The organism is Pseudomonas sp. QS1027, assembly GCF_002814235.1.
Taxonomy (GTDB): Bacteria; Pseudomonadota; Gammaproteobacteria; order Pseudomonadales; family Pseudomonadaceae; genus Aquipseudomonas.
The window spans coordinates 44,594-64,730 of record NZ_PHSU01000009.1 but is presented as its reverse complement, the minus strand read 5'-3'; the positions used below and the strand labels follow the sequence as shown (position 1 = coordinate 64,730).

Annotated in this window: 18 protein-coding genes; 2 read left to right on the top strand and 16 right to left on the bottom strand. The window is 62.9% G+C overall.

What is annotated here, in order from left to right:
* Window positions 1-81: 81 nt before the first annotated feature.
* Both dtd and pip read right to left on the bottom strand, forming a co-directional pair.
* A complete protein-coding gene (dtd, locus tag CWE01_RS10050; RefSeq protein ID WP_100940378.1) occupies window positions 82-519 on the bottom strand; it encodes a D-aminoacyl-tRNA deacylase in 438 nt (145 codons plus the stop codon).
* Entirely contained in the window at window positions 516-1,487 is a 972-nt protein-coding gene (pip, locus tag CWE01_RS10045) for a prolyl aminopeptidase (RefSeq protein WP_100940377.1), read from the bottom strand. Before pip ends, dtd begins: the two co-directional genes overlap by 4 nt.
* Before the next feature lie 272 nt (window positions 1,488-1,759).
* Here pip and CWE01_RS10040 point away from each other — a divergent pair, with 272 nt between their 5' ends.
* Window positions 1,760-2,680, top strand: a complete 921-nt coding sequence (locus CWE01_RS10040; RefSeq protein ID WP_100940376.1) for a hypothetical protein — start codon at window positions 1,760-1,762, stop codon at window positions 2,678-2,680.
* A 1-nt stretch (window position 2,681) separates the two neighbouring features.
* Here the strand turns inward: CWE01_RS10040 and hutG are convergent, their stop codons facing one another.
* The 12 genes from hutG to hutC form a co-directional block, all read right to left on the bottom strand.
* The gene (gene hutG, locus CWE01_RS10035; protein WP_100940375.1) at window positions 2,682-3,485 is read right to left on the bottom strand and encodes an N-formylglutamate deformylase; all 804 of its coding nucleotides are present in this window, start codon (window positions 3,483-3,485) and stop codon (window positions 2,682-2,684) included.
* 11 nt (window positions 3,486-3,496) lie between these two features.
* On the bottom strand, window positions 3,497-4,702 hold the full coding sequence (gene hutI / locus CWE01_RS10030; RefSeq protein WP_100940374.1) for an imidazolonepropionase: 1,206 nt from the start codon (window positions 4,700-4,702) through the stop codon (window positions 3,497-3,499).
* Between the two features lie 17 nt (window positions 4,703-4,719).
* The gene (locus CWE01_RS10025) at window positions 4,720-6,129 is read right to left on the bottom strand and encodes an amino acid permease (RefSeq protein WP_100940373.1); all 1,410 of its coding nucleotides are present in this window, start codon (window positions 6,127-6,129) and stop codon (window positions 4,720-4,722) included.
* Between the two features lie 213 nt (window positions 6,130-6,342).
* Window positions 6,343-7,881, bottom strand: coding sequence for a histidine ammonia-lyase (gene hutH, locus CWE01_RS10020; protein ID WP_100940372.1), 1,539 nt, complete (start codon window positions 7,879-7,881; stop codon window positions 6,343-6,345).
* A gap of 109 nt (window positions 7,882-7,990) precedes the next feature.
* Window positions 7,991-9,514 carry a histidine ammonia-lyase gene (gene hutH, locus CWE01_RS10015; RefSeq protein WP_100940371.1) on the bottom strand — a complete coding sequence of 508 codons (1,524 nt, stop codon included), beginning with the start codon at window positions 9,512-9,514 and terminating at the stop codon, window positions 7,991-7,993.
* Window positions 9,515-9,555: 41 nt separating this feature from the next.
* A complete protein-coding gene (locus tag CWE01_RS10010) occupies window positions 9,556-10,386 on the bottom strand; it encodes a glycine betaine/L-proline ABC transporter ATP-binding protein (protein WP_100940370.1) in 831 nt (276 codons plus the stop codon).
* The gene (locus CWE01_RS10005) at window positions 10,383-11,234 is read right to left on the bottom strand and encodes a proline/glycine betaine ABC transporter permease (RefSeq protein WP_100940369.1); all 852 of its coding nucleotides are present in this window, start codon (window positions 11,232-11,234) and stop codon (window positions 10,383-10,385) included. Before CWE01_RS10005 ends, CWE01_RS10010 begins: the two co-directional genes overlap by 4 nt.
* A 71-nt stretch (window positions 11,235-11,305) precedes the next feature.
* On the bottom strand, window positions 11,306-12,274 hold the full coding sequence (locus tag CWE01_RS10000; protein ID WP_100940368.1) for an ABC transporter substrate-binding protein: 969 nt from the start codon (window positions 12,272-12,274) through the stop codon (window positions 11,306-11,308).
* Between the two features lie 116 nt (window positions 12,275-12,390).
* Window positions 12,391-13,860: a cytosine permease gene (locus CWE01_RS09995; RefSeq protein WP_100940367.1), complete on the bottom strand. Its 1,470-nt coding sequence runs from the start codon at window positions 13,858-13,860 to the stop codon at window positions 12,391-12,393.
* 124 nt (window positions 13,861-13,984) lie between these two features.
* Window positions 13,985-15,685, bottom strand: coding sequence for a urocanate hydratase (gene hutU, locus CWE01_RS09990; protein WP_100940366.1), 1,701 nt, complete (start codon window positions 15,683-15,685; stop codon window positions 13,985-13,987).
* A gap of 400 nt (window positions 15,686-16,085) precedes the next feature.
* Window positions 16,086-16,664 carry a HutD family protein gene (locus tag CWE01_RS09985; protein WP_100940365.1) on the bottom strand — a complete coding sequence of 193 codons (579 nt, stop codon included), beginning with the start codon at window positions 16,662-16,664 and terminating at the stop codon, window positions 16,086-16,088.
* Complete coding sequence (gene hutC, locus CWE01_RS09980) at window positions 16,661-17,371, bottom strand: histidine utilization repressor (protein ID WP_177144642.1); 711 nt, start codon at window positions 17,369-17,371, stop codon at window positions 16,661-16,663. The genes CWE01_RS09985 and hutC overlap by 4 nt, the downstream gene beginning before the upstream one ends.
* 144 nt (window positions 17,372-17,515) lie before the next feature.
* On the opposite strand from hutC, the gene CWE01_RS09975 reads away from it, so the two are divergent.
* Complete coding sequence (locus CWE01_RS09975; protein WP_100940363.1) at window positions 17,516-18,880, top strand: formimidoylglutamate deiminase; 1,365 nt, start codon at window positions 17,516-17,518, stop codon at window positions 18,878-18,880.
* 208 nt (window positions 18,881-19,088) lie between these two features.
* Here the strand turns inward: CWE01_RS09975 and CWE01_RS09965 are convergent, their stop codons facing one another.
* Together CWE01_RS09965 and CWE01_RS09960 are read right to left on the bottom strand one after the other, a co-directional pair.
* On the bottom strand, window positions 19,089-19,646 hold the full coding sequence (locus tag CWE01_RS09965; RefSeq protein ID WP_100940362.1) for a lipocalin family protein: 558 nt from the start codon (window positions 19,644-19,646) through the stop codon (window positions 19,089-19,091).
* Window positions 19,647-19,676: 30 nt separating this feature from the next.
* Entirely contained in the window at window positions 19,677-19,931 is a 255-nt protein-coding gene (locus CWE01_RS09960) for a hypothetical protein (protein WP_100940361.1), read from the bottom strand.
* Window positions 19,932-20,137: the final 206 nt, after the last annotated feature.

Sequence of the window (20,137 nt, the reverse complement as noted above, 5' to 3'; positions counted from 1 at the left end):
GCGTTACAACGCATCAGGTGAAACAAAGTATTTATTGCGAAAACCCCCTGTTTTCAGCCAAGTACGTCGTTTTTGATGCATTCAGGTCTGTAACAGGAAGGTCACAGGGCCATCATTGACCAGATGCACCTGCATGTCCGCCCCGAAACGCCCGGTCGCCACCTGCCCATGCAAGCGTTGCGCCTGTGCCACTACGTAGTCGAACAACACCTCGGCGAGCGCCGGCGGTGCCGCCGTGGAGAAGCTCGGACGCAACCCACTCTGGGTATCGGCCGCCAGGGTGAACTGCGACACCAGCAGCAAGCCGCCGCCGGTGTCCGCCAGGGACAGGTTCATCTTGCCCTGCGCATCGCTGAACACCCGATAGTTAAGCAGCTTCTTCAGCAGTTTGTCGGCGTGCGCCTGGGTATCCCCGGGTTCCACCGCCAGCAGCACCAGCAAACCCTGGTCGATGGCGCCGACGATCTCTCCAGCCACTTCCACCCGCGCGCCGCTGACGCGCTGCAACAGCCCCTTCATGCTTCTTCGAGAGGCAGGTCGAGCAGGCGTCGGGCCATCTGGTCGGCCGCGCGCACCAGCGCATCGGTGATCCCCGGTTCGGAAGCCGCATGACCGGCGTCGCGAATCACCTGCAATTCGCTGTTGGGCCAGGCCTGGTGCAATTCCCAGGCGTTGTCCAGCGGGCAGATCACATCGTAGCGACCGTGCACGATCACCCCCGGCAGATGGGCGATCTTGTCCATGTCGCGGATCAGTTGGTTGGGCTCGAGGAAGGAATCGTTGGTGAAGTAGTGGCATTCGATCCGGGCAATCGACAGCGCGCGCTGCGGCTCGGAGAAGCGGTCGACCACCAGCGGGTTCGGACGCAGGGTCGCGGTACGGCCTTCCCACAGGGACCAGGCCTTGGCGGCGTGCATCTGGGCGATCTGGTCGTTGCCGGTCAGGCGCTTGTGGAACGCGTTGAGCAGGTCGTCGCGCTCATCCAGCGGAATCGGCGCCATGTAGTCCTGCCAGTAATCCGGGAACAGACGGCCGGCGCCGCTCTGGTAGAGCCAGTCGACGTCCTGTGGCCGGGCCAGGAAAATCCCCCGCAGGATCAGGCCATGTACCCGCTCCGCGTGGGTCTGGGCGTAGGCCAGGGACAGCGTCGAGCCCCAGGAGCCGCCGAACAGCACCCATTTGTCGATTTCCAGGTGCTGGCGAATCCGCTCAAGGTCGGCCACCAGGTCCCAGGTGGTGTTGTTTTCCAGGCTCGCGTGGGGAGTCGAGCGCCCGCAACCGCGCTGGTCGAAGGTGATGATGCGAAACAGGTTGGGGTCGAAATAGCGTCGGCTCTGGGCGTCGCAGCCGGCTCCCGGTCCTCCGTGGATGAACACCACCGGCAAGCCTTCCGGCGAACCGCTCTCATCGACATACAGTACATGCGTTTCATCCACGGCCAGATCGTGCCGGGCGTAAGGTTTGATCTGCGGGTACAAAGTCTGCATCACGCGCTCCGTAGGGGTCGAGGTCATCCCTGATGGGGACTTCATATTATTCTGTCGTTCGGCATCATAAACCCGAAACGCAGAATCAGCATGCCCTTGTCAAAAGTGCGGGTGCTCAGGTGCATTTGTCGCTGTTTCCCTTCCGTCGGACGCTGCCTAGCCATTCGGTCAGTGTTCAAGTCGGTCCGATAAACGCTTCAATAGTCAGGTCACGTAGAGCGGCAGGAGCCGTTCTGCCGGGGTATCCGTGCAAAAGTGAAAGGGAGTTTCCAATGCAACAAGACTGTTTGCCGGGCCTGCTTTCCTACCCGGAGAAAGCCATCATCCTCGCTGACAACGAAATGTTTATCCGCGCCCTCTCGGAACTGGGGCTGGACGCCGCCGCCGTCGACTCGACCGAACCGCTGCCGGCGCAAAGCCTGGTGTTTTCCTTCACCAACCAGGGTGCCCGGCAGTTTTACGAGCGCGCGGCCAGGACCCGGGAAAAACAGAGCATCCTCTGCCCGCTGCACGCCTTCGACCCGGGCCTGGAAAATGCGTTGTACAGCCTGATGCTGTTACTGCGCAGCGATTTCGCCGACTGCCTGAGGCGCCAGCGTGACCATCTCAAGCTCTTGAGCCGGCACCAACGCCTGCACCTGGCCGGCGAAGGCTCACGGGCCGACGTCTGGCTGAAAAGCCGCTCGGCCCCCTACGTCACGACCCGCGACGAAATCAGCAACCAATTCGTCCTGTCCGTCTCGGAGTTGTTCGAAGTGCATTACGCGCACATGCGCCCGGACAGTCCCGATCTCTTTCAACTGAACGGTATCCTGCGCATCAGCGGCCTGCTGACGTCCCAGGGCCGGCGCAGGACGCCGCCGGCCGGCGGCGTCGACGAACAGCTGCTGGAATTGATGCAACGTGTTGCCAGGCACCAGGCCTGGCTGCACATCGAACACAACCAGGTGCGCTCGTTCAAGGTCGCCGGGCAGGAATATGCCGGCCTGCTGGCGCGGGCCGCCGGCGACCGGGGGCTGTTCCTGAGCGAATTCGCCATCGGCGTCAACGACACCATCGGACCGAACATCAACTACAGCCACAACTCGCCGATGAACGAAGGCGTCAGCGGTGTGCATGTGGGCCTGGGGGACGGCGCCAGCGGCTATCACATCGACTTCCTGAGCCCGGGCGTCGAGGTGCTCCCGGGATAAATCAGCGCCCGTAGTGCTCGCGGCCCCAGGCCAGCAGGCCTTGCAGCAGTTCCTTGAGCACTACCCGCGTCGGTTCCGCCAGGTCGCTGCGGTAGTTGAACGGTTCGAACTCTTCCATGTAGGTGCACTGCCCCAACTCGAGCTGCACCGCGTGGATGTCCTGCGCCGGGTCGCCATAGTGACGGGTGATATGCCCGCCCTTGAAGCGCCCGTTCAGCACATGGCTGTAGGCTGGATGTGCGGCACAGATGCCTTCCAGCCGCGCCGCCAGTTGCGGATCGCAGCTGGCACCATTGAAGGTGCCCAGGTTGAAGTCCGGCAGCTTGCCATCGAACAGGTGCGGGACCACCGAGCGGATCGAGTGGGCGTCGAACAGCAAGGCATAGCCGAACTCGGCCTTGAGCCGCGCCAGCTCCTGCTGCAAGGTCTGGTGGTACGGCGTCCAGACCTGCTCCAGGTAGTTCGCCCGCTCTTCGGCCGACGGCACCTGCCCTTCGACGAACAACGGCTCGCCATTGAACAGGGTGGCCGGATACAGGCCGGTGGTGGCACCGGCATACAGCGGCTTGTCGTCGGACGGCCGGTTCAGGTCGATGACAAACCGCGAATAATTGGCCGCCAGGGTACTGGCGCCCAGTTCGGCGGCGAAATCATAGAGCCGCGGGATATGCCAGTCGGTGTCCTCCAGGCTTTGTGCCTCGGGGACCAACCCGGCCTTGACCGCCGGGGTCAGTTGCACACCGGCATGGGGCATGCTGATCAACAGCGGCACGCGACCTTGTTTGAAACTCAGAACGTTATCCACAGGACACTCTCCTAGATCAGTACTTCGACACCATGGCGCACGACGCGCTTGCTCAAGTCACCGCCCAGCCAGTAGGCCAGGTCCGCCGGCCGCTCGATCTGCCAGGCGACGAAATCCGCAACCTTGCCGATCTCCAGCGAGCCGTGGGTCGCCCCCATGCCCAGCGCCGTGGCGGCATGCTGGGTGACACCGGCCAGGGCTTCTTCCGGGGTCATGCGGAACAGGGTGCAGGCCATGTTCAGCATCAACCGCAGGGACAGCGCTGGCGAAGTGCCGGGGTTGAGGTCGCTGGCAATGGCCAGCTTCACGCCGTGCTTGCGCAGGGCATCCATCGGCGGCAACTGGGTTTCGCGCAGAAAGTAGAACGCCCCGGGCAACAGCACCGCGACGGTACCGGAGGCGGCCATGGCGATGGCGTCCTCTTCGGTCATGAATTCCAGGTGGTCCGCCGACAGCGCCTGGTAACGCGCTGCCAGGCTCGAACCATGCAGTGACGACAACTGCTCGGCATGCAGCTTCACCGGCAAGCCCAGTTGTTGCGCGACCTTGAACACCCGCTCGACCTGATCGGGAGAAAACGCCAGGTATTCGCAGAAGGCGTCCACCGCATCCACCAGGCCTTCAGCCGCCAGGGCCGGAAGCATTTCGCTGCAGATATGCTCGATGTAGTCGTCGGCGCGCCCGGTATATTCCGGCGGCAAGGCGTGGGCCGCCAGGCAGGTGCTGCGCACGCTGACCGGCAGCTCGGCGCCAAGGCGGCGAATCACCTTGAGGATCTTGCGCTCGCTGTCCAGGTCCAGGCCGTAGCCGGACTTGATCTCGACGCTGGTCACGCCATCGCGCAGCAGGCAGGTCAGGCGTTGCCGGGCGCTGGCGAACAGTTCGTCCTCACTGGCGGCTCGGGTCGCCCGCACGGTACTGGCAATCCCGCCACCGGCGGCGGCGATCTCGGCATAACTCACGCCTTGCAGGCGCTGCTCGAATTCACCGCTGCGGTTGCCGCCAAACACCGTGTGGGTGTGGCAATCGATCAGCCCCGGCGTGACCCAGGCCCCGTCCAGGTCCTCGACCCGTGGATAATCCGCCGCCGGCAGCTCGGCGCGCGGGCCGATCCACTCGATCGTCGACGCCACGGTCACAATGGCGGCATCCTCGATGATCGAGTAAGTGCCTTGCGCCATGCTTGCAACGTGACAGTTCTGCCAAAGCGTTTTCATCCGGGGCCTCCGTTAGGTTATCGATGAGACAAAGCAGGTTCTTGCTGAGCGCGCGCGACCCGGGCCGCCGTCGGCTTGACCCAGACCTGGTAGGCCAGCACCAGCAGGCCGATCCAGATCGCACCCACGATCAGCGCTGGCCGGGTGTCGGGGAAATAGCCCAGCACGCCGAAGATAAACACCATGAAGGCAATCGCCGCCATCGGCGCATAGGGCCAGAACGGCACCGGGAATTTCAGTTGCGCGGCCTGTTCACGGCTCATGGAACGGCGCATGGCCACCTGGGTGAGCAGAATCATGATCCACACCCACACGGTAGCGAAGGTGGCGATGGAAGCGATCAGCAGGAATACGTCTTCCGGGATCAGGTAGTTGAGCAGCACGCCCAGCAGTAGCGCGACGGCCATGACCACCACGGTCATCCACGGCACGCCGGCGCGGGACAGCTTGGCGAAGCCCTTGGGCGCATGCCCTTGCTGGGCCAGGCCGTACATCATGCGCCCGGCGCCGAAGATATCGCTGTTGATGGCGGAAATGGCCGCCGAGATCACCACGATATTGAGGATAGTCGCCGCCGAACCTATGCCCAGGTTCTGGAAGATCTGCACGAAGGGGCTGCCCTGGTTGCCGATCTGCTGCCACGGGTAGAGGGACATCAGCACGAACAGGGTCAGCACGTAGAACAGCAGGATGCGCAGTGGCACCGCGTTGATCGCCTTGGGGATCACCCGCTGCGGGTCCTGGGCTTCACCGGCGGTGACGCCGATGATCTCGATGCCGCCGAAAGCGAACATGACCACCGCGAACGAGGCGATCATCCCGGCCGCGCCGTTGGGCATGAAGCCGCCGTGGCTCCAGAGGTTGCTGATACCGACGCTCGCCGAGGGCGTGGCCGTGCTGATGCCGAAGAACATGATGCCGAAGCCACCGAGGATCATCGCGACAATGGCACCGACCTTGAGCAGCGACAGCCAGAACTCCATTTCGCCGAAGACCTTGACCGTGCACAGGTTCAGGGCGCCGATGAAGAAGACCACGCCGAGGACCCAGATCCAGCGATCGACGTCGGGAAACCAGAAGCCCATATAGATGCCGAAGGCGGTGACGTCGGCCAGGCCGACGATGACCATCTCGAACGCATAGGTCCAACCGAGGATAAAACCGGAACGGGGACCGATGTAGGTGCTGGCGTAGTGACCGAAGGAACCGGCGACCGGATCGTGCACGGCCATTTCGCCGAGGGCGCGCATGACCATGAATACCGCGGCGCCGCCGATCAGGTAAGCCAGCAGCACGGCCGGGCCGGCCATCTGGATGGCCGAGGCGGAACCGTAGAACAGCCCGGTGCCGATAGCCGACCCCAGGGCCATGAAGCGAATATGTCGGGCCGAGAGCCCGCGTTTCAAACCTTTGACTTGCTGTTGCATTGCTCGTCCTTAATTATTCTTATCGGTAAAACTCGATGAGAATCAGACTGATGGCGAGTGTCTTGCGGCCGCCCGGCCGCAAAAGGGGTCGCAGAGTACCCAACCCGGCACGCGCAGGCAAAACGCATCTGCCGGGTGGCAACAACCCGCAAACTGGCTGACCCACCACCTTGTGGCGAGCGGGCTCAACCCCAGTCCGTTCTCGGGCAACGCTTACAGGCTTGGCAGCAACTTCGCCGGGACCAGCGCATTCAGGCAACGGGAGGCCAGCAACTCGGTGGCCGCCTCGATATCCGGGGCGAAGAAACGGTCCTTCTCGTAGTACGCCACTTCCTCACGCAAGGTCGCCCGCGCGGTTTCCAGGGCCGGCGAGGTTTTCAGGCCATTGCGCAGATCCAGACCCTGGCAAGCCGCCAGCCATTCCACTGCCAGAATCCCACGGGTGTTTTCAGCCATTTCCCACAGACGCTTGCCGGCTGCCGGGGCCATCGACACATGGTCTTCCTGGTTGGCGGAAGTCGGCAGGCTGTCCACGCTGTGGGGGTGCGCCAGGGCCTTGTTCTCGCTGGCGAGGGCCGCGGCGGTCACCTGGGCAATCATGAAGCCGGAGTTGACGCCACCGTTGGCCACCAGGAACGGCGGCAGTTGCGACATGTGCTTGTCCATCATCAGCGAGATGCGGCGCTCGCTCAGGGAACCGATTTCGGCAATCGCCAACGCCAGGTTGTCAGCGGCCATGGCCACCGGCTCGGCGTGGAAGTTGCCGCCGGAGATCACATCACCTTCGGCAGCGAACACCAGCGGGTTGTCGGACACGGCGTTGGCTTCGATCACCAGCACTTCGGCGGCCTGGCGGAACTGGGTCAGGCAGGCGCCCATGACCTGTGGCTGGCAGCGCAGGGAGTACGGGTCCTGGACCTTCTCGCAGTTCTCGTGGGAGTCGGACACTTCGGTGCGCTCGCCCAACAGGTGGCGATAAGCGGCAGCGGCATCGATCTGGCCATGTTGACCACGGGCGGCATGGATGCGCGGGTCGAACGGCGAACGCGAACCCAGTACCGCTTCAACCGTCAGCGCACCGCTGACCAGGGCACCGGCGAACAGGTCTTCGCCTTCGAACAGACCGCGCAGGGCATAGGCGGTGGATACCTGGGTGCCGTTGAGCAGCGCCAGGCCTTCCTTCGCGGCCAGGGTCAGCGGCTGCAGGCCGGCCTGTTTCAGCGCGGCGTGGGCATCCAGCCATTCGCCCTTGTAGCGGGCCTTGCCTTCACCCAGCAGCACCAGGGACATATGGGCCAGCGGCGCGAGGTCGCCGGAAGCACCCACCGAACCTTTCAACGGAATGTGCGGGTAGACCTCCGCATTGATCAGGGCGATCAGCGCGTCGATCACCTGGCGGCGAATCCCGGAGAAACCACGGCTCAGGCTGTTGACCTTGAGCACCATGATCAGCCGCACCAGCGCGTCGCTGATCGGCACGCCGACACCGGCGGCATGGGACAGCACCAGGGAGCGCTGGAGGTTTTCCAGGTCTTCGCTGGCGATCCGGGTCGAGGCCAGCAGGCCGAAACCGGTGTTGATGCCGTAGGCGGTGCGGTTCTCGGCGAGGATCTGTTCGACGCAGGCGACGCTGGCTTCGATCTGTGCCGAGGCACTGTGGTCCAGGGTCAGTTTCACCGGCTGCTGGTAGATGGCACGCAGTTGGGCCAGGCTCAGTTGGCCGGGAATCAGGTTCAACGCAGTCACATTCATGCTCCTTTTGAGAGTTTTATCAACTACCAGACGCTCCGGAAGCTTCCGTTATCCGTCGCCGCCGACTTTTTGAGCCGGAGGCGCCTTGGCACGCTGGTTATTCGTGGAATCAGTGCAGGTCGGGAAACCTGCCCTGGATCAATAGGGGGTCTTTGAGCAAGCTCGCCGCGCTGGCGATGTCCGGTGCCAGCCAGCGGTCCTGGTCGTAGGCCGGAACGCGCTCGCGCAGCAGTTTCCAGGCCCGCTCGGTGCCGGCGCCGAAGCGCTGCTCCTTGAGGAACTCGAAGGCCTGGGCCGCCAGCAGATACTCGATGGCGAGGATCTGCGTGCAGTTTTCCAGGGCCCGGTGCAATTTCAGCGCGGCGTTGGTGCCCAGGCTCAGGTGGTCTTCCTGCAGGCCCGAGGTGACGTAGTTGTCGAGCACCGCCGGCTGCGCCAACTGGCGGTTTTCCGCACAGAGGGACGCGGCGACGTACTGCACGATCATCATCCCGGAGTTGACCCCGGGGTTGCTCACCAGGAAGGCCGGCAGGCCGCTGACATGGGGGTTGATCAGACGGTCGAGACGGCGTTCGGCAATCGAGCCGATTTCCGCCATGGCAATCGCCAGCAGGTCCGCCGCCAGGGCCACCGATTGGCCATGGGGGTTGGCCTGGGACATCACCCGGTAGTTGTCCGGCGTACCCAACAGCAGCGGGTTGTCGGTGCAACCGTTGAGTTCGATTTCGATCTGCCGGGTGGCGTGCTCCAGCTGGTCGCGGGCAGCGCCGTGGACTTGCGGGATGGAACGCAGGCTCAGGGCGTCCTGGGTCCGAATCCCCAGGCTGGCGGCGATCACTTCACTGCCGTCGAGCAGGCTGCGCAGGTTGTTGCCGACCTGCTGCATGCCGGGATGGGGCTTGAGCGCAATGATTTCCGCGTCGAACGCGGCGATCTGCCCACGCTGGGCCTCGAAGCTCATGGCGCCGACCACATCGGCCCATTGCAGCAGGCGGGTCGCATCGGCCAATGCCAGGCAGCTCAGGCCGGTCATGCACGGCGTGCCGTTGACCAGGCAGAGACCGTCCTTGGCCCCCAGTTGCACCGGTTGCAGGCCTTCCTCGGCCAGCGCCTGTTGCGCCGGGACGATCTGCCCGCGATAGCTGACCTGGCCGACACCGAGCAGGGCAATGCCGATATGGGCCATATGGGTCAGGTAACCCACCGAGCCCTGGGCCGGCACTTGCGGGGTAATACCCCGGTTGAGCAGGGCCAGCAGGGCTTCGACCACCTGACGGTGCAGGCCGGATTTGCCGTGGCTGTAGTTGACGATGGCGGCGCAGAGGATGGCCCGGGTCTGTTCGTCGGGCAGCACCGCGCCGACGCCGCAGGCATGGCTGAGCAGGGTGTTGCGCGACAACTGGCTGAGTTGTTCGCCGGACAGCGAGACATTGCACAGCGCGCCGAGGCCGGTGTTCACGCCATAGGCGCGCTCACCGCTGACGACGATGCGCTGGACGATGGCCTGGGCATTGTCGATCCGTGCCCAGGTCTGCGGCGCCAGTTCGAGCAACGCGCCATGACGGGCCACCGCGACCACATCCTGCCAACGCAACGGGGCGTCGGCGATAACGATTTTTTCAGCCTGGGACATCTTCAACCTCGTCTGTACAACCTGAATATTGATGCAGTTGCTTAAACCACCGCGGCACGCCGCTGAACAAACCGATCCACATACTCATCCGCCGGCGAATGCAGGATCTCCTTCGGCGTCCCGACCTGGATCAACTTGCCGTCCTTGAGAATCGCAATGCGATTGCCGATCCGCACGGCCTCATCCAGGTCATGGGTGATAAACACGATGGTCTTGTGCAACGTCTTCTGCAGCTCCAGCAACTGATCCTGCATCTCGGCCCGGATCAGCGGGTCCAGGGCACTGAACGCCTCGTCCATCAGAATGATGTCGGTGTCCGCCGCCAAGGCCCGGGCCAACCCCACGCGCTGGCGCATGCCGCCCGACAGCTGGTGCGGGTACTTGTTCTCGTAGCCCTTCAGGCCCACGGTATTGATCCAGTGCAAGGCGCGCTCGGCGCAGACTTCCTTGCTCTCGCCACGGACCTTGAGGCCGTAGGCGACGTTTTCCTGTACGGTCTTGTGGGGCAACAGGCCGAAGCTCTGGAACACCATGCTGATCTTGTGCCGGCGAAATTCGCGCAGCGCCTCCATGTCGTGCTGGAGAATGTCCACGCCGTCCACCAGGATCGCGCCGCTGGTCGGGTCGATCAGACGGTTGAAGTGGCGCACCAGGGTCGACTTGCCGGAACCCGACAGGCCCATGATCACGAAGATCTCACCGGTACTGACACTCAGCGACAGGTCGTTGACCCCGATCACGCAACCGGTCTCGGCCAGCACCTGGTCCTTGGTCTTGCCCTGGCGAATCAGGTTCATCGCGTCCTTCTCGCGTGAACCGAAGATCTTGAAGACGTTCTTGACTTCGATCTTGCTGACGATGGGCTCGCTCATTTGCTCACCTCATGGCGTGGACGACCATAGGCCTGCGTAATGCGGTCAATCACCACCGCGAGAATCACGATCGCCAGGCCCGCTTCCAGGCCACGACCGACGTTCAGGGTCTGGATACCCACCAGCACGTCTTCGCCCAACCCACGGGCACCGATCATCGAGGCGATCACCACCATCGACAGCGCCATCATGGTGGTCTGGTTGATCCCGGCCATGATGCTCGGCAGGGCCAGCGGCAGTTGCACGCCGAACAGTTGCTGCCAGCGGTTGGCGCCAAAGGCGTTGATCGCTTCCATCACCTCGCCGTCGACCTGGCGGATGCCCAGGTCGGTCAGGCGGATCAGCGGCGGTGCCGCGTAGATCACCGTGGCGAAGATCGCCGGGACCTTGCCCAGGCCGAACAGCATCAGCACCGGAATCAGGTACACGAAGCTGGGCATGGTCTGCATGATGTCCAGCAGCGGCATCAGCACCGAACGCAGGCGGTTGCTGCGCGCCGAGAGAATCCCCAGGGGAATCCCGATCAGTACCGAAATCAGCGTGGCCACCAGCATCAGCGCCAGGGTCTGCATCAGTTTGTCCCACAGGCCGACCGCGCCCACCAGGAACAACAGGCCGACGATCACCAGCGTCGTCACCCATTTGCGGGTGGCGTGCCAGGCGATCCCGCCGACGATGGCCAGCATCAGCCACCAGGGTGCCAGGCGCAGCAGGCCTTCCAGATTGACGATGGCCCACAGCAGGGTGTCGGAGATCTGGCGGAACACATCACCGTAGTTGGTCACCAGCGCATCGACCCAACTGTTGACCCAGTCGGCGATGGAAAATGTGAAACGTTCGGGAAACATTGGAAACTCTCGATCAAGTGGTTGTGGCGAACTTCCCGGCCAGCCTCTCGGTTAGCCGGGAGGTAGTCGACCTACAGAGCCGCGTTGATTTTCTTGGCAGCGTCAGCGCTGACCCAAGCCTGCCAGACCTCAGGGTGTTCCTTGAGGAAGATTTTCGCCAGTTTCGGCGATTCGATCCGCTCCTTGGTCATGCGACCCAGGTTCTGGTTCAGCAGATCGATGGGCAGGTTAGCCTTTTCCAGGACGGCGACCAGCTCGGGCGCTTGCTCGTGGAAGGTCCTGGACAGACCGACCTTGATGCTCACGCTCTTGTCGACACCGGGTTTCTCCTCCAGTTTCACCAGGTCGACCTGGCCCATCAGGGGTGTCGGCGACCAGTAGTAGAACAGAATGGGCTCGCCACGCTTGTAGCTCGACAGCACGGCCGCGTCCAGTGCCGGACCGGTGCCAGGGCGAAAGTTGGTATAGGATTTTTCCAGACCGTAGCTTTTCAGCATCTCGCTGTTTTCCAGCTCACAGGTCCAGCCGGCCGGGCAGTTGTAGAAGCGGCCTTTGCTCGGTTCTTCCGGGTCCTTGAACAGGGCGGCGTATTGGCCCAGGTCGGCGATGTGCTTCAGGTTCGGCGCCAGGGCCTTGAGGTTGCGCTTGGCATCGCCCTCGATCACGTAGCGCGGCACGTACCAACCTTCGACCGCACCCACCACCGGGGCGCCGACCCCGACGACCTTGCCGGCTTTTTCAGCCTTGTTCCAGACTTCGCTGCGGCCAACCCACTCCTCGGCGAAAACCTGGATATCGTTGCTGCTCAGGGCGTTTTCCATGGTGATGGAGTTGCCCGGCAAGGCATCGGTCTTGCAGTCGTAACCCTTTTCCAGCACGAATTGCAGCACATCGGTCAAGAGCATGCCGCTTTCCCAATTCAGACCCGCGAACTTCACCGGCTTGCCGGATTCGCACCAGCCGGCGGCCTGGCTGGCGCCGGCCGCGACCAACAGGCCCAGGGACAGCGCCGAGGTCAGCAGGGTCTTGGTCATCTTCATACTGTGCCGCTCCAAATCATAAAAGGGTTAACACCGCTCCAAAGACTAGCGGCCCGGGCTGGCCTGCGAGCAGGCCGTGTCCACGCTCACCCACGTGGACACCCGGCTGCAACCGGTCAGTTCGACGCCGGTTGTACACGACCACGGGGCTGGGCCGGCGCTTCCACGCCCGACTCTACCGGCAGGATCAGACGATCAGGAATTGCCCCATGCCACTTCTTCGCCGCGACGTAGTACAGCGCCGCCGGCACCACCAGGCCGATGATCCAGGAGATATCGGTATCGCCCAGGCTCGCCACCAGGGAACCGGTGTAGAACTGGGTGTTGATAAACGGCATCTGGATCAGCACGCCGAACACATAGATGCTGATGCCCAGGATGTTCCAGCCGCCGTAACGCGCCTTGGGATCGGACAGCGCGGGAATGTCGTAGCGTTCCTTGGTGATGCAGTAGAAGTCCACCAGGTTGATCGCGCTCCAGGGCGTGAAGAACGCCAGCAGGAACAGGATGAAGGAGGAGAATTCCTTGAGGAACGAATCCTTGCCCAGCAGCGCCAGGGCCGCGGATACGCTGACCATGATGAGGATGTACAGCAGGCGCACGCCGCTGGAGATATGCCGGTTGCCACGGAAACCGCTGATGATGGTGGCGATCGACATGAAGCTGCCGTAGGCGTTCAGGGTGGTGACCGTCACCTTGCCGAAGGCCACGGCGAAGTACAGCGCCGCCGCGACCACGCCGGTGCCGCCGAGGCTGACGATGAACGAGACTTCGTGGTGGGAGAACTGCGAGCCGGCCAGGGCGGCGGCGAACACGCCGAAGACCATGGACGCCTGCGCGCCGATCACCGAACCCAGGCCCACGGCCCAGAAGGTTTTCACCGGCGAAGTGCTGCGCGGCAGATAACGCGAGTAATCCGCCACATAAGGCCCGAACGCGATCTGCCAGGACGCCGACAACGACATCGCCAACAGGAAACTCGCCAGGGAGAAATGCTTGTTGCCGAGCAAGGCGGAGATATCGTTGCCGGCCAACAGTTTGTAGAACAGGTAGACGAAGGCAACCACCCCGAGCACGCTGGCGATCCGGCCGATGCCGTGGATCACCCGGTAACCGAAGATGGTGCAGACCAGGATGCTGGCGGCGAACAACACGATGCCGACCCAGTCTTCCACATGCAGCAGCTGCGCCACCGCCTGCCCGGCCAGCAGCGAGCCGCTGGCCGAAAAGCCGATATACATCAGGCACACCAGCACCAACGGGATCACTGCCCCATAGACGCCGAACTGCACACGGCTGGAAATCATTTGCGGCAGGCCCAGTTGCGGACCTTGCGCAGCGTGCAGCGCCATGACGCCACCACCGATCAGTTGCCCGATCAGCAGGCCGATCAATGACCAGTAGACATCACCGCCGAGCACCACGGCCAAGGCCCCGGTGACAATCGCGGTGATTTGCAGGTTCGCACCCAACCACAGGGTGAACTGACTGAGTAGACGACCGTGTCTTTCCGCTTCCGGGATGTAGTCGATCGAACGCCTTTCGATCAACGGTTTGGTGCTTGCACGATCATTTGACGCAGACATTGTTCAACCTCTGTGGATTGTTTTAGTTAGGTGCACAGCGTTGTGAAACAGGCTCCAGGTAAAGCACCGTCCTTGTAGGAGCCGGCTTGCTGGCTCCTACAGGGGACGGGTTTGCTGCAACTGCTTATTTACCGGTAATCATCGGCAGGTTCAGGCCCTGCTCTTTCGCGCAGTCGATGGCGATCTGGTAACCGGCATCGGCGTGACGCATGACGCCGGTGGCCGGGTCGTTGTGCAGGACGCGAGCGATACGCTCGGCCGCTTCGTCGGTACCGTCGCAGACGATCACCATGCCCGAGTGCTGGGAGAAACCCATGCCGACGCCGCCGCCGTGGTGCAGGGACACCCAGGTCGCGCCGCTGGCGGTGTTGAGCAAGGCGTTGAGCAGTGGCCAGTCGGACACGGCATCGGAACCGTCCTGCATCGATTCGGTTTCACGGTTCGGGCTGGCCACGGAACCGGAGTCCAGGTGGTCGCGGCCGATCACGATCGGCGCCGACAGCTCGCCGCTGCGGACCATTTCGTTGAATGCCAGGCCGAGCTTGGCGCGCAGGCCCAGGCCAACCCAGCAGATACGTGCCGGCAGACCCTGGAAGCTGATGCGCTCGCGGGCCATGTCCAGCCAGTTGTGCAGGTGGGCGTCGTCCGGGATCAGCTCTTTGACTTTAGCGTCGGTCTTGTAGATGTCCTGCGGATCGCCCGACAGCGCAGCCCAGCGGAACGGACCGACACCACGGCAGAACAGCGGACGGATATAGGCCGGGACGAAACCCGGGAAGTCGAATGCGTTTTCCACGCCTTCTTCCTGGGCCATCTGGCGGATGTTGTTGCCGTAGTCGAAGGTCGGGATGCCTTGCTTCTGGAATTCCAGCATCGCCTTGACGTGCACGGCCATCGAAGCCTTGGCGGCCTTCACGACCACGGCGGGTTCAGTGATGGCGCGGGCACGGTACTCTTCCCAGGTCCAGCCGGCCGGCAGGTAGCCGTTGAGCGGGTCGTGGGCGCTGGTCTGGTCGGTGACCATGTCCGGACGCACGCCACGCTTGACCAGTTCCGGCAGGATTTCCGCCGCGTTGCCGAGCAGCGCGATGGAGATGGCCTTGCCTTCCTTGGTGTACTTGGCGATACGCGCCAGGGCGTCGTCGAGGTCGGTGGCTTGTTCATCGACATAACGGCTGTTCAGGCGGAAATCGATGCTGACCTGCTGGCATTCGATATTCAGCGAGCAGGCGCCGGCCAGGGTCGCGGCCAGCGGTTGTGCGCCGCCCATGCCGCCCAGACCGGCGGTCAGGACCCAACGACCTTTCAGGTTGTTGTCATAGTGCTGGCGACCGGCTTCGACGAAGGTTTCGTAGGTGCCCTGGACGATGCCCTGGCTGCCGATGTAGATCCAGCTGCCGGCGGTCATCTGGCCGTACATGGCCAGGCCCTTGGCGTCGAGTTCGTTGAAGTGTTCCCAATTCGCCCAGTGCGGCACCAGGTTGGAGTTGGCGATCAGTACGCGCGGGGCGTTGCTGTGGGTCTTGAACACGCCGACCGGCTTGCCGGATTGCACCAGCAGGGTCTCGTCGTCATTCAGGTTGGTCAGGCTCTCGACGATCTTGTCGTAGCACTCCCAGTTCCGCGCGGCCCGGCCAATACCGCCGTAGACCACCAGTTCCTTGGGGTTCTCGGCCACTTCCGGGTCGAGGTTGTTCATCAGCATCCGCAGTGGCGCTTCGGTCAGCCAGCTTTTCGCGGTCAGCTTGTTGCCACGGGCGGCACGGATTTCGACGTCACGGCGCTTGGTAAAAGTGGCGGTAGGTTTCTGGGTATTCTCAGTCACGAAATAACTCCTCTGCGATCGTCCAAACCAGCCCAGGCAGTGGGCAAGCGAGCCTGTGGGGAAGACCCCGTCACAAGCGGAAACTAGGGGGTGCGTCGGTCTCCCTGAATGACTCATACGCACACATCTTTACTTGTACATACAAGCATATGCAATCAGGCGGCCAACTTGCAAATCGCGAGCAGAAGAATTTTTCAGAAGTGCCTGCAGAGGCCGTGGGACGGGCCTTCTGGCGAGAAAGGAAATTGCAGGAGGATGACAGGCGGCAGGCAGGAAGCTGTTACCGAGGCAGGGTTTTGCGCCATGCTGGGGCGTTCGGTAACAAAATGGGGCGGGGTGGAAACGATAACGCCATGTGGTGAGTGGGCTCGCCCACTCACCACAAATGGGGAGCAGTCTGTCAGGCGGGCGTCAGCTCAATCACACAGCAACGCCCGGTCACCGCCACTTCCAGCAGCCCGTCGTTACTCTCCAGTCGCAGGCAGTCATGCCGCCCCAGCACTTCATAGCCGCTGTTACCCAGGCCGACATGCAATTGCTCGCTGACGCTGAAAATCAGCAGCACCACCGCCGAACTGAAAAAACGCTTCGGTTGCGCCGCATCGAGCCATTGCAGGCGCGCGCTGTAGCGATCCGGCGCATAGATCAGGTTGAAGTCGCGGATCGGCCCGTCGATCAGGGTGCAGCTCACCTGGCTCGCGCCACTGAAGGCAAACGGGTCCAGCGGCAACAGGGCGCGCGTACGCTGGCCATCGACCTGCAAGGTCATGCCCGCGCCTTGCAGCACGGTAATGATCCGCTCATAGCCGGCAAAGGTGGAAAACCCGCCCGACTCGCCGATATCGGCAATCGACAGGCGCCAGCCGAAACCGTCCAGGCCTTCGCCCGCGTCCCGGGTGATTTCCTCGGTGCTACCGCCGCCGTTTTTCCACGGCATGCGCGGGTAATCCGCCGCGCGCAAGACTTTCAACTGACTCATTTGCTAAAGCGTCCTTCCAGACGATGACGGGAACCGGGGTGGATCAGCCGCGCAGCGGTCACCGGCTGACGGCCGGACCAGGTCCGGCGGCGAATCAGCAGGCACGGCTCGCCTGGCTCGATCTGCAACAGCTTGCACTCCTCGACCTCGGCGAGGATGGCTTCGACCACGTGCTCGCCCTCGGTCAGCGGCGCGACCTGGGACAGGTAGGCGTAAGGCGTCTGCAGGGTGAAATCCTGCTTGAGGTAGTCCGGCGCCACCAGCGCATTGACGAACCGATCCTCGATCTGCACCGGGATATCGTTCTCGAAATGCACGATCAGCGAGTGGAACACCTTCTGCCCTTCGCGCATGTCGAGGGCCACGGCGCGCTCGGAGCCGGCGGCTTCTTCACCGAGGGTGATGATCTTGCAGGTGTGCCGATGGCCGCGCGAGGCGATCTCGTCGGCGATGTTGTGCACTTCGAACAGCGCCGACTGGCTCTTGGGCTCGGCGACAAAAGTGCCGACCCCCTGCATGCGCACCAACAGGCCTTCGGCGGTCATCTCGCGCAGGGCCCGGTTGATGGTCATGCGGCTGTAGCCCAGCTGTTCCACCAGCTCGCTCTCGGACGGCACGCGGTAATGCGGCGGCCAGTTTCCGCTGTCGATCTGCTGGCTGATCATCTGTTTGACGCGGGCGTATAGCGGCGCCGGACTGTCGCCCATATGGGCAGCCAGCGGGTGGTTGGCAGGCGGAGTCGGCACGGGAAATCCTTGTTTGATTCAAAGATGGCTAGCTTGCCGGAGTTTACCGGGCACGCAAACGTCTGTATATGTATATACAAATAACACACGATGGGGTGCTGAACCATGTCCGCCTTCTTTGCCGAACGCGCGCTGCTGCCTAGTGGATGGGCCAACAATGTACGCCTGGAGGTCGACGCCGCGGGCGTGCTGAGCCAGGTCCAGGCCGATTCCCATGCAGAAGGTGCCGAACGGCTGGGCGGCCCGCTGCTGCCGGGCATGCCGAACCTGCATTCCCACGCCTTCCAGCGCGCCATGGGCGGGCTGGCGGAAGTCGCTGGCAATCCCAACGACAGCTTCTGGACCTGGCGCGACCTGATGTATCGGCTGGTGGGCAAGATCAGCCCGGAGCAGATGGGCATCATCGCCCGCCAGTTATATATCGAGATGCTCAAGGCCGGCTACACCTCGGTGGCCGAGTTTCACTATGTGCACCACGACACCAACGGCCAGCCCTACGCCGATCCGGCCGAACTGGCCTTGCGCATCAGCCAGGCCGCCAGCGACGCCGGCATCGGCCTGACCCTGCTGCCGGTGCTCTACAGCCATTCCGGTTTCGGCGGCCAGGCGCCCAACGAAGGGCAACGCCGGTTTATCAACAGCACCGAGAATTACCTGAAGTTGCAGGCACGTTTGCAGCCGTTTCTCGCCAGCCAGCCAGCCCAGGCCCTCGGGTTGTGCTTCCACTCGTTGCGGGCGGTCACGCCCGAGCAGATCAATCAAGTGCTGGCCGCCAGCGACAAGCACTGCCCGGTGCATATCCATATCGCCGAACAGCAGAAGGAAGTCGACGACTGCCTGGCCTGGAGCGGCAAGCGCCCGCTGCAATGGCTGTACGACAACGTTGAAGTGGATGAGCGCTGGTGCCTGGTGCACGCCACCCACGCCGACACCGAGGAAGTCACGCGCATGGCCAAGAGTCGGGCGATTGCCGGCCTGTGCCTGACCACCGAGGCCAACCTCGGCGACGGGATTTTCCCGGCGGTGAACTTCCTGGCCCAGGGCGGGCGGATGGGTATCGGTTCCGACAGCCATGTGTCATTGAGCGTGGTGGAAGAACTGCGTTGGCTGGAATATGGCCAGCGCCTGCGCGACCAGCGGCGTAATCGCCTGTACCGCGCCGATCAGCCGATGGTCGGACGCACGCTCTATGACGCGGCACTGGACGGCGGCGCCCAGGCACTGGGGCAAGCGATCGGTCGACTGGAAGTCGGCAAGCGCGCCGACTGGCTGGTGCTCGATGGCAGCGATCCGTACCTGGCCACGGCCCGGGACGACGGCATTCTCAACCGCTGGTTGTTCGCCGGTGGCGACCGCCAGGTGCGCGACGTGATGGTCAACGGCCAGTGGGCGGTACGCGGTGGACGGCACGCGGGCGAAGAAGAAAGCGCCAGGGCATTCACCCAGGTGCTGCGCGATCTGCTGAACTGAACCCAAAGACCTGCATCGCCCAAACTGACGCCTTCGCGGCGGTGCGGCGATCCGACAAGCCCTGCTCCTACAATACGTCGTTGTTCACCGATTTTGTAAACGACGCAACACTGTAGGAGCAGGGCTTGCCCGCGAAGAGGCCCTTGAGCCTTGCGGTGCCCATCCGGACGCCATCGCCAGCAAGCCGGCTCCTGCAAGGCCAGTGAATTCAGTTGGGCATCTTCGAGTCCGGCGTGCGCCAGATCAGCCGCGTGGTGTCGTAACCCTGCTGACGTGCCCGGCTCAGCAGGTCCTCGCGGGTCTCCGCACTGACCTTGGTAGTACGCGACAACAACCACAGATAACGACGATTCGGATTGCCGACAATCGCCGTCTTGTAGTCATCGCTGACATACAGAATCCAGTAATCGGCCTTGGCCACGCCCGGCAATAGCGACGTGAACCAGTTATCGAACTTCACCCACAGCTTGTCGGTCTGCCCCGGCACCTGCGGCGTCGCCGTGCCCTTGGCTTCTTCCCAGGTCCACTGCTCGGTCAGGCAACGGTTGAACACCGCCACCTTGCCATCCGTCATCAGGCTGTAGCGGGCCTCGGACTGCGCGCAATTGCGCTGGAAATACATCGGCATCCGTGCCAATTCGTACCAGGTGCCCTGGTAACGGTTCAGGTCCACGTGACCTGCGGTCTTGGGCGCCAAATCGTCGCCGGACGTAGCGCAACCGGCCAGCAACAAGCCGGCCAAAAGAGTGACCACTAAACGCAACATTGTTCTTCTCCCGCGGGCAGTCGCCCCGGTTTACTTCAGGCCTTGCCCGGAAAACATCAGGACTTTGTCACCGGCATACTGCACGCTGATAAAGCTGTTCTTGTTACCCCAGGTGCAACTGGACATGCCGAGTGCGCCGGAACAGTCCGAAGGCGAACCGAGCAGCTGCTCGACATCGGCCTTGGCCATGCCCGCGGAGATTTTCGAGTAGTTTTCCTGATTGACCTTGCTGCACGCGACCAACAACACGCAGAACGACAAAAGGGCGAGAGAGCGCAACGACATGGGGAACTCCTGGGGCTCAAAGGTGGGCACGGCTGCCTACCGCAAGCTTAGAAGAGAAAAGGACCATCTGGTTCCCGAGCCCCGGCGCTTTTCTTACAGCGATTTCCTTCAAGAATTTTCAGGGACTTTTTCGGCGAAACCGGCATTTCGTCGGCTTTATCACCCGCAAATTAATATTCGGTGAAAAGGTGCCGACACAATTGAGT